9 protein-coding genes and 2 pseudogenes are annotated in these 9,520 nt (G+C 73.1%); all 11 read right to left on the reverse strand.

Annotated elements, in window-relative coordinates:
• Positions 1-104 precede the first annotated feature (104 nt).
• Complete coding sequence (gene fliQ, locus AX737_RS14985) at positions 105-371, reverse strand: flagellar biosynthesis protein FliQ (protein WP_066922577.1); 267 nt, start codon at positions 369-371, stop codon at positions 105-107.
• 64 nt (positions 372-435) lie between these two features.
• Complete coding sequence (flgD, locus tag AX737_RS14990) at positions 436-876, reverse strand: flagellar hook assembly protein FlgD (RefSeq protein WP_066922579.1); 441 nt, start codon at positions 874-876, stop codon at positions 436-438.
• Between the two features lie 227 nt (positions 877-1,103).
• Positions 1,104-1,475: pseudogene (flbT, locus tag AX737_RS35975) on the reverse strand (flagellar biosynthesis repressor FlbT); the annotation flags it as partial.
• Between the two features lie 20 nt (positions 1,476-1,495).
• A complete protein-coding gene (gene flaF / locus AX737_RS15000) occupies positions 1,496-1,843 on the reverse strand; it encodes a flagellar biosynthesis regulator FlaF (RefSeq protein ID WP_066922581.1) in 348 nt (115 codons plus the stop codon).
• Between the two features lie 111 nt (positions 1,844-1,954).
• Complete coding sequence (locus AX737_RS15005; RefSeq protein WP_066922583.1) at positions 1,955-2,998, reverse strand: flagellar hook-associated family protein; 1,044 nt, start codon at positions 2,996-2,998, stop codon at positions 1,955-1,957.
• Positions 2,999-3,002: 4 nt separating this feature from the next.
• Complete coding sequence (gene flgK / locus AX737_RS15010) at positions 3,003-4,469, reverse strand: flagellar hook-associated protein FlgK (protein WP_066922586.1); 1,467 nt, start codon at positions 4,467-4,469, stop codon at positions 3,003-3,005.
• Positions 4,470-4,497: 28 nt separating this feature from the next.
• A complete protein-coding gene (locus AX737_RS15015) occupies positions 4,498-5,715 on the reverse strand; it encodes a flagellar hook protein FlgE (RefSeq protein ID WP_066922588.1) in 1,218 nt (405 codons plus the stop codon).
• 79 nt (positions 5,716-5,794) lie between these two features.
• Positions 5,795-7,120, reverse strand: coding sequence for a flagellar protein export ATPase FliI (gene fliI, locus AX737_RS15020; RefSeq protein WP_066922590.1), 1,326 nt, complete (start codon positions 7,118-7,120; stop codon positions 5,795-5,797).
• Between the two features lie 4 nt (positions 7,121-7,124).
• A complete protein-coding gene (flgF, locus tag AX737_RS15025) occupies positions 7,125-7,850 on the reverse strand; it encodes a flagellar basal-body rod protein FlgF (protein ID WP_066922592.1) in 726 nt (241 codons plus the stop codon).
• Positions 7,851-7,854: 4 nt separating this feature from the next.
• The gene (locus tag AX737_RS15030; protein WP_066922594.1) at positions 7,855-9,144 is read right to left on the reverse strand and encodes a DUF1217 domain-containing protein; all 1,290 of its coding nucleotides are present in this window, start codon (positions 9,142-9,144) and stop codon (positions 7,855-7,857) included.
• Positions 9,145-9,319: 175 nt separating this feature from the next.
• A pseudogene (locus AX737_RS34445) lies at positions 9,320-9,520 on the reverse strand (hypothetical protein); the annotation flags it as partial.

Below are 9,520 nucleotides of genomic sequence, written 5' to 3' on the forward strand. Positions count from 1 at the left end.
ACCTCTCCCTATGGGAGAGGGGACCCACGCCTGACCGGGGTTAGGCTCGCTCGGCCTATGCGATCGCCCTGCCCGCAGAAGGGGGAGGGAGAACGACGCGCGCGTCAGAACCCGGTGGCGATCCGCCCGTAGGCGAGTTCGGCAAAGCTCGTGAGCTGGGCGCCCACGAAGGTGCCGGTGACGAGGAGCACGAGCAGCACCACCACGATCTTCGGCACGAAGGTGAGGGTCGTCTCCTGGATCTGGGTGAGCGCCTGCAGCAGCGCGATCACGACGCCGACCGCCATCGCGGCCCCGACCGCGGGGCCGGCCGCCACCAGCACCGTCCAGATCGCGGCGCGCACGAGTTCGAGGGCGTCGACCTCGTTCATGACCTCAGCTCTCTTCGCGGGCCGGCTCCGCGGCCGCCCGCCCTTCCCTAGCGCGAATCGGTCCTCAGGACACCGAGACGCCCGATTGCAGCAGCACGGTGCGCCCGTCCGTCAGCGTCGCCAGCGCGCCGTCGCCCGTGACCTTCACCGACTGGACGGTGCCGGAGGTGGTGCCGTCCGCCGAGCTGATCGTGCGGCCGACGATCGAGTCGGCCTGGTCGAGGAAGCTCGAGGTCAGGAGCGAGTCGAGCTTCTTGTTGGTCTGGGTGGCCTGCTCGACCTGGGACAGGGTGGCGAGCTGGCTGACATACTCGGTCCCGTCCATGGGCTTGGTCGGGTCCTGGTTCTTCAGCTGCGTCATGAACAGCGTCAGGAAGGTCTCGGCGTTGAGCTTGGCCGCGACCGAGCTGGTGGCCTTGGCGGCCGCCGCCGTGGCGGCGCCGGTCGTGCCCGTCGCCGCGGCGCTCGAGGCGGCGGTCGAGTTCGTGATGCTGGTCACGTCCATGGACGTCAGACCTCCGGTTCGGGGGCGTGGTCCGGCCGGAGGCCGGCGGTGAGGAGGCGCGGCGCGCGCGGCGGCGTCTGCCCCGGGGCGGCCCGGCGCGGGCGGGTCTCGAAGCGCACGGCCGGGCCCTGCCCGGGGGCGGCCGTGCCGCGCGGGCGGCGCGGCGCGGCCTCGGGGCCGGCGCGCAGGGCGGCGGGCGGGGGCGCGGGCGCGGCGCCCGAGGCCGCCAGCAGCGCGGCCTCGGCCGGGTAGAGCCCGCGGATCGCCTTGAGGGCCTCGAACGGGCGGTCGGCCTCGACGAGCGCCTGGACGGCGGCGAGGCCGGCATGGATCGCCGCGTCCCGGGTGGCCGCCAGGATCCCGGCCTGGAGCCCCGCGCAGAGGTCGCGGGCGGGGCCGGCATTGGCCGGGTCGATCAGCAGGGTCTGGGCCGCGTAGTAGAGCTGGCGGAGCGGCGTCGTCGCCTCCTCGGCCTGGAGCACGTGGCCCTCCAGCAGGAAGGCCGCGTCGTTCAGGAGTTCGATGCCGACCTTGCGGTCGACCCGCAGCACCGCGCCGTTGACGAAGACGCGCTCACCGGCGCGCAGCGAGAGATGCATGCTCCGACCCCTCCCGCCGCTCACTGCAGGCCGTCGCGGATCGAGGTGTTCACCTCGATCAGCGCCGCGAGGCTGCGCTCGGGCGCACGCAGGGCCTCGCCGACCTCGCCCATGGTCCAGGCGCCGATCGAGACGAGATCGCTCCTGAGCGCCTCCGGCAGGGCGTTCTCGGGGTCGAGCAGGTCGGAGAGCAGCACGTTCCAGAGATCCTGCACGAAGGCGATCGCGGCCGTGCGCTCCGCGCCCCGCTCCCCGCGCGCCTCGACGGTGCGCAGGAGATGGAGCGCCCGGTCGAAGGCCATGCGCTCGCGCTCGCGGGCGAGCTGGGGCGCGTCCTCCAGGATCTCGGAATAGGAAAATCGGTACATCGCGTGCCTTCGGTTCGATGGCAGGTGGCCCGGGTCCGCGGGGCGGGTGGCGGGGCGTGGGGCGAAGGTCGTGTCGTCGGTCGGCGGGACGGGACGCTACTCCGCCGGCCTTCAGAGGAAGTTGACGAGGCTGAGCTGGCGCAGCTGGGCGGTGAGCGCGTAGGACATCTGGATCTGCGTCGTCAGCGCATCGACGCGGGTCTTGGCCTCGGCCGGATCGACCGTCTCCAAGTCGTTGACCGCGCGCGACATGAGGGCCTTCTGGGCATCGAGCCGGGTGTTGGCCTCCGTGATCCGCTGCTGGGATCGGCCGAGATCCGCCTGCAGGCCGACGAGGCCGCTGCTCGCCTCGCCCAGCAGGCTCATCACGCGCTCGGTCGCGACCGACTGCACCGCCGCCGAGGCGCCCGTGAGTCCGATGCCGGAGGCGACCGCGTAGGCCAGGGCGAGGGTGCGGAAGGCCGGGTCGTCGGCGGAGACCGAGGTCGTCGCCCGCTCGCTCAGCGAGATCTGGCTGGAGATGGCCTCGCCCGCGGCGCGGGAGATGGTGCCGCCCCAGCCCGCGGCGAAGGGGCCGCCCGGGGCGGCGAGCGTGTCCAGGAAGCCGCGCATCCGGTCGGCGGTGATCGTGGCCGTGGCGGGGCTGCCGACCGGGAAGGCGAAGTAGCTCCCGAAGGCGGCCGCGACCGCGTCCTTGGCGGCGGCGAGGCCGTCCGGGCCGATCGGGCTGACCTTCGTGTTGGTGCCGCCGAACACGTACTGGCCGCCGGTCGAGGCGTCGAGGCCGCCCGCGAGCGCGGAGAGCGCGCTCTCCGCGCCGCTGGCCGCCGTCGCGGCCCGCTTGTCCTCCGGCAGGCCGGTGAGCGTCTTGAGCATCGCGTCGGCCGTGCCCTGGAGCTGGGCCAGCACGGTCTGGCTCGTGCTGAGCCGCATGCCGGCGACGCCGTTGCCGTCCTTCAGGGCGGTGAGCATCGCGCTCTGCTGGCGCACGCCCAGGCTGGTGCCCACCTGCGTCCCGAGCTGCAGCCCGACATCCGCGTAGCGGCCGGTCGCGATCTCGGCGTTGGCGCGCGCCAGCTCGGTCTGCAGGCGCGAGACGTTGCTGCGCGGCGCGTTCCAGAGGCTGATGCTGGAGATGTAGCTCGTGGTCATCATGGTCTTAGCGCACCGCGTCCATGAGGGTCTTGAGGAGGTCGTCGACCACGGTGAGGATCTTCGCCGAGGCGGTGTAGGAGCGCTCCAGCTGGAGCGTCAGCGCGGTCTCGTCGTCGCCGTTGACGCCGGCCACGTTCGACAGGGCGTCGGTCGCGCGCGACAGCAGGGTCGACTGGTACTCGGCCGCCGCGGTGGCGTCCTTGCGCGCCTGCGAGAGCCAGCCGGCCGAGGCCGCCGCGAAGCCCGCGAGCGTCGCCGATCCGGCGAGGTCGGTGCCCGTGCCGACGGTGCGGGCCGCCCCGAGGCTCGTCACCAGGGCGTTCAGGCGGCCCGCATAGGCGGCCTGGCCCGTGCCCACGACGGTCCGCGCGTCGTAGATGCCGCCGTCGCGCAGCCGGCTCACGTCGCCGCCCTGCTGCGGATCGACCCGCGCCGCGACCCGGATCGTCCCGGCGAGACCCGCGACCACCGCGCCGTCCGCCGGCACGGCCGCAGCGTCCGTTCCGGTGAACAGGCCGGCCGCCCGCACCGTCGAGACGGTGGTGGCGGGCGGCGGGTCGGCGACGGTGTAGGTCTCCGAGAAGGCGCGGACGAGGGCGCTCGCCATGGCGTCGAGCTGCGCGCCGTAGGCCACCGCGGCGCCGTCGCGCAGGTCGGCGAGGCCGGCGATGCGGCCGGACTTCAGGGGCATCGCCGCGCCGGCGCCGGTCACGGCCACCCCGTCGACGGTGACGGCGTTGCCCGGGGGCGGCGCGTTCGGGTCGAAGCGCACCGTGCGGGCGCCGCGCTCGTAGAGCGCCGCGCCGCCGTCGGTATAGATCGCCATGCCGCCGTCGGGCCGCGTGACGGTGGTGATGCCGAGCTCGGCGGAGAGCTGCGTCAGGATCCGGTCGCGGTCGTCGAGGCTGTCGGTGATGTCGGTGCCGTTGGCCGTGCCGCGCACCACCGCGTAGTTCGTGGCGTCGAACTGCTGGAGCAGGCCGTTGATGGTGGCGACCGAGGCCTTGATCGCGGAATCGGCGTCCGCCCGCACGCTCTGCACCGCCGCGGCGGCGTCGTTGAGGCTGCCCGCGAGGTCGCGGGCGGCGTTCACCGCCGAGCGGGCGAGGTCGCTGCTGTCGGGCTGGTTGGCGGCGGCCTGGAGCGCGGCGCTGAGCGCGCCGAGCCGGGCGGCGGGCGAGGTGGCGTCGGCCGTGTCGCCCACCGTCTGCGCCAGGGTCTTCAGCCCGTCGAGGCGGGCGGCGCTCGCGGCCTCGTCCGAGGTCGCGCCGAGCTTGCGCGTGAACAGCGCCTGGTCGCCCGCCCGGGTGATGATCACCTGCGCGTTGCCGTTGCCGGTGACCAGGGTGGCGATCTTGCGCGCGTAGCCGGCATCGTTCGCCCCCGCGACGTTGCGGGAGGCGACGGCGATCTGGCTCGACGTGGCGAGCAGCGCGTTGCGCGCCGTGCTCAGCGCGATCTGGAGGCCCATGATGCGGCTCCGAAAGAGGTCGGTGAGATCAGCGCTTGAGGTTCATCAAGGTCTCGAGCATCTCGTTGCCGGTCATGAACACCTTGGAATTGGCGGTGTAGACCGACTGCGACTCGATCATCGAGGTCAGCTCGGTGGCGACGTCGACGTTCGACTGCTCCAGCGCCTTGGCCTTGAACGTGCCGAGCCCGTTCTGCTTGGCGAAGCCCACCTCTAGGTTGCCTGAATCCCGCGTCGCCTCGAAGACGTTCCCGGCCCGGGGCTGGAGCTGGTCCGGGCTCGACACGTCGGCGAGCGGGACCTTGTAGGTCGCCGCGCGGGTGCCGTCGGCGTAGATCGTGTAGACCGTGCCGTCGTCGCCGAAGGCCACGCCCGTGCTGCTCGTCGGCGCCGAGCCGTCGGCCACGCCCTTCGGGCTGCTGTCGGGGGCGAGCTGCGTCATCGCGGAGAGGTCGAGCTTCAGGTCCGGGCGGTTGCCCGAGCCCGTGACGCTGAACGTCGACGTGCCGGTGATCTGGCCGGTCGGGCCGAAGGTGATCGTCTGGGCGGTCCCGACCGGGGCCGGCGAGGCGTCCTGGGTGTAGAGGGCAACCGACCACTTGTTCGTCTCGCTCGCGGTGTCGGCCACCTTCGAGAAGACGACGTCGTACGTCACCTTGTTGCCGAGGTTGTCGTAGGTCGTGACCGGGGTCTTCGTCGTGAAGGCCGTGGCGCTCGGGGTACCCACCGTGGTCGAGCCCTGCTTCAGGTTGCCCTGCAGGGTCATCGTGCTGGAAGGGCGCGCCATCAGCTGGTTCGTGCCCGACTTGATGTCGGTGAGCGCCGGGTTCGCCGGCAGCGTGCCGTCGGGGTTGAGCTTGTAGCCCTGCAGGGTGAAGCCGGCCGCGTTGACGAGGTCGCCGGTGGTGCCGTCCTTCACGAAGTTGCCGGCCCGGGTCAGGAACTGCCCGCCGCCCGCATCCCGCACCAGGAAGAAGCCGTTGCCCTGGATCGCCAGATCGGTCTCCGAGGTGGTGAAGCTCGTCGGCCCCTCCTCGTTGATGCTGCGCCGGACCGTGGTCTCGACCGCGCCCGAGTTGTAGTTGCCGGTGCCCGAGGACTCGAGCAGCAGCGACGAGAACTCCGTCGCGGTGCGCTTGTAGCCCGTGGTCGAGGCGTTCTGGATGTTCTCCGCCACCGTCGAGATGCGGTTGGTCTGGGCGTTCATGCCCGAGACGCCGGTGCGGAGCACGCCGGTGAGGCTCATGGGGACACCTTCAGGGTCTGGTCGTTGCGGGGCGCATCAGGCGCGCGGTGGCTTGTGCGGGGCTTAGTCATCGTCGCCGTCAGCCCCGCAGCGACTGGGCGAGTTCGAGGAAGGCGTCGCGGCTCGGCGCCTGGCCGGGCTCCTGGCGCATCGCCTCGTAGATCTTCGGCACGAGCCCGATCGCCTGGTCGAGCTCGGCGTCGGTTCCGGCCCGGTAGCCGCCCATCAGGCGCAGGTCCCGGGTCTCCTCGTAGCGGGCCATCATGGCCTTGAGCTTGCGCACGAGGTCGCGCTGCTCGGGCGTCCAGACCTCGGAGGCGAGCCGCGAGATCGAGCCGAGCAGGTCCATGGCCGGGTAGCGGCCCTGCTCGGCGATGGCGCGGTCGAGCACCACGTGGCCGTCGAGCGTGCCGCGGATCGCGTCGGCGACCGGGTCGTTGTGGTCGTCGCCGTCCACCAGCACCGAGAACACGCCCGTGATGCTGCCCTGGCCGTCGAGGCCCGGCCCCGCCCGCTCCAGGAGGCGGGGCAGGTCCGAGAACACGCTCGGCGGGTAGCCGCGCGCCACCGCGGGCTCGCCCGCGGCCAGCGCCACGTCGCGGGCGGCGTGGGCGTAGCGGGTGACCGAGTCGATGATCAGCAGCACCGACTCGCCGCGGTCGCGGAACGATTCGGCGACCGAGAGCGCCACCTTCGGCGCCTGCCGGCGCATCATCGGGCTCTCGTCGCCGGTCGAGACCACGATCACCGAGCGCGCCCGCGCCTTGGCGATCGGGCCTTCGAGGAACTCGCGCACCTCGCGCCCGCGCTCGCCCACCAGCGCCACCACGACGCTGTCGAAGCCCTCGGCATCCGCCAGCATCGCGAGCAGCGTCGACTTGCCGACGCCGGATCCTGCGAAGATGCCGATGCGCTGGCCCGCGCAGAGCGGCGTGAACAGGTCGAGCGCGCGCACGCCGGTCACCAGGGGCCGGCGCACCCGGGCGCGGCCGAAGGCGGCGGGCGGGTCGGCGTCGAGCGGGGCGGCGGTCGCGCCCGCGCCGAGCGGCCCGGCCCCGTCGATCGGGCGCCCGAGCGCGTCGATCACCCGGCCCTTCCAGGCGGGGTCGGGCCTGAGCTCGGCCGCGCCGAGCCGGAACACCCGGGTACCGATGCCGGCCTCGATCCGGGGGCCGAAGGTCTTGAGCGTGGCGCCCTCGGCGTCGATGCGCACGATCTCGCCGATCTGGTCGCCGCCGTCCCCGTCCCGCTCGAAGCCCATGCGGTCGCCGAGCCGCACGAAGGGCCCGACGCCGCCGATCCGGCAGGCGCTGGCCGAGACCTCGCGCACGTGGCCGCCGACCTGGACCAAGTGCCCTTGCGCCTGCGCCATCGCCCGTTCCAGGCGCTCGATCGCGTCCGCCATCGGCCTAGCCCTGCGGTCCGAGGGTCTTGATGGCGTCCTGCAGCGTCGATTCCGATTGCTGCGTCAGGTTCGCCGCGCTCTCGAAGGCGCGCTGGATGGTGATGAGCTTCGTCATCTCCAGGATCGGGTTGACGTTCGAGCCCTCCAGATGCCCCTGCGTGAGGCCGATGCGGGTGAAGTCCTGCACCGGCCGCGCGGGCAGGCTGGGAGAGACGGCGTTCGGGCCGGCCCGGCGGATCGCGGCCTTCGGGTCGAAGGTGAACAGGCCGATCGCGCCGACCTGATTGACGCCCTGGTGGATCGTGCCGTCGCGGCCGATCGTCGGCGGACCCTGTTGCGGGTCGAGCAGCAAGGGCCCGCCGCCCGGATCGAGCACCGGCCGGCCGGAGACGTCGGTGAGGCGGCCCGTGGCGTCCATGGTGAGGCGCCCGTCGCGGGTGTAGACGGGGCCGCCCGGGGCCCCGACGGCGAGCCACGCCTCGCCCTGCACGGCGACGTCGAGGGGCGAGTCGGTCTTGGCGATCGGGCCGGAGACCCGCGAGATGTAGGTGTCGCCCGCGCTCGCGAAGGCGACCGCGCCCTTGCTGGCCTGGGCCAGCAGGGCGGTGAACTTCGTCTCCTCCGCGCGGTAGCCGGCGGTGGCCATGTTGGCGACGTTCTGCGCCGTGGTGGTGAGGCGCTTCTCCAGGGCGATCTGGCTGGAGAGCGCGACGTAGAGCCCGTTCTGCATCGGCTCAGAACCCCAGCCGGCTGGCCTGGAGGCCGAGCAGCATGTCGGCGCCGATGCCGCTCCCGCCGTCGCCCGCGCCGAACAGCGCCAGGATCGGGGCGGTCGCGGTGTTGTTCTGCGCGTCCCAGATCGCCGCGAAGCGGCGCGCCAGCTTCTCGACCGCGGCCGGGTCCTGCAGGCTGGCGATGTCGATCTTGGCCGCGATCGTCTCCGCGCGCCGCTCCAGGGCGTCGCTCGAGGCGGCCCCGCTCGTCGCCGGCAGGCCGATCAGGGTGTTGAAGACCTGGGTCAGCGCCTGGTCGCCCAGGATGGCGTAGGCCGAGGTGATCTCGGGCGCCTTGCGGGCGAAGTAGAGGGCGAGGCGCACGCCGGTATCCTCGGCCCCCGCATCCTCCTCCAGGGACTGGCGCAGGTAGGCGTCGGTGACCGCCCGCGAGCGGGCGTCCTGGCCGGTCTCGGTGCCGAAGCCGATGTCGACGGCCGTCCGTGCCGCGTCCGAGAGCGCGACGTTCTGGACGAGGAGCGTGCGCCGCGCGCCGACGCCCGCGTAGATCGTGTCGGCGGCAGCCCCCGTGCCGCCGGGCGCCCCGTCCACGCCGAGATCGGTGTAGGCGGTCGTCTCGAGGACGAGCCTGTTCCGGTCGTCGAGCCGGGCCGCGACCTTGCCCGCGAGGTTGTCCTTGCCCGTGGCCTCGATCCGTCCGTTGATCGCCGCGACGAGCTCGGCCGCCGTGACCCGGGTGAAATCCCGCGCGTAGCCGGTCAGGGTCTGGCGGTTGAGCACGATCGTGCCCGTCTTGGTCGTCGTCGCATCGACCTGCGTGGCGATCGAGAAGCTGGCCTCGTTGGCGCCGCTGAAGTCGAGGCTCCCGCCGAGCGCGCTGGCGCCCGTGACCGTCGCGGTCGTGGCGTCGGTCGTCCCCGTCTCTGCGGTCGCCGCGTCCTGGCCCGCGCCGGAACTGCCGTAGACCTTCGTGAAGTCGAAGGCCTTGGCGAAGGCCACGTAGCGGTCGTCGGCGAGCCGGTTGGCGAAGCTCGTCGCGCTGTCCGTGCCCTCGCTCAGGACCTTGCGCATGAAGGCCCGGGCATAGGTCATGTCCTCCAGGCCGTACGCCTTCATGGCGTAGCCGTAGAGGCGCTGGTCGGCCATCAGGTCGTCGACGGATTTGACCGTGCCGATATGGGCCTTGAAGTAGGCGGTCTCGCGCGAGACCGCGGCCTCGGCGGCCTTGCGCTTGAGGCTCGTCGGGAGGTCGCGGGCGAGGAGCGTGTAGCTCGTGAGCGTGCCGGTCACGGGCGCGTCTCCGGCAGGCCGGGCGCGGCCGGATGGTCGAGGGTCATCGCGTCCGTCTCCGTCGCGGGCCCTGGAGCGGGCACGGCAGGCTCCCGGCCTAGGCGGGCACGCTTGCTCGGAGCTTGCCGGCCCGCAGCCGGCCGCTCCGGAATCCGCCCGGGCGCGCCCATCCCGGTCACAGCTGCGCCGGCCCGATGATGGTCTGCGTGGTGATGACCACCCAGCCCGCGCCCGTGTTGCGGATGGCGAGCACCCGGCCGGCGCCCGGCACCTCGCCGCCGGTCGCGACCGTCACCCGCCCGCCCGCGCCCTCGAGGACGGCGAGGCCGCCGCCGACCGCGCGCAGGCTGTACCCGCTCTCGGGTGCCGGCTCGGC

Source organism: Methylobacterium sp. CCH5-D2 (assembly GCF_001556475.1).
GTDB lineage: Bacteria > Pseudomonadota > Alphaproteobacteria > Rhizobiales > Beijerinckiaceae > Methylobacterium > Methylobacterium hispanicum.